This is a genomic window from Arthrobacter sp. B2a2-09 (genome assembly GCF_027587375.1).
In the GTDB taxonomy this organism is placed as follows: Bacteria; Actinomycetota; Actinomycetes; order Actinomycetales; family Micrococcaceae; genus Arthrobacter.
This window is the reverse complement of sequence record NZ_JAMXIC010000137.1, coordinates 1-212: the sequence shown is the minus strand read 5'-3', so window position 1 is coordinate 212 and position 212 is coordinate 1. Positions and strand designations below refer to the sequence as shown.

The following is a 212-nucleotide window of genomic DNA, read 5'->3' as shown; positions in this document are numbered from 1 at the left end:
ATTTCGATCAGGAAGGAAGCGAGTTCGCCCTTGTTCCATTCGGCGAAGATCCTGGACTGCTCGGCCGGCTCGATGCCGGCACCGGAGCGAAGGAGATCAAAGGCTTCACCGATGACCTGCATGTCGGCGTATTCGATGCCGTTGTGGACCATCTTGACGAAGTGTCCGGCGCCGTCGGTGCCGATCCAGGCACAGCACGGCTGGCCGTCAAC

The 212-nt window shown here is 60.8% G+C and carries 1 pseudogene; it reads right to left on the bottom strand.

Features of this window, described 5'->3' with window-relative positions:
* Positions 1-212 (bottom strand): annotated as a pseudogene (locus NFJ07_RS25885) (NADP-dependent phosphogluconate dehydrogenase); the annotation flags it as partial.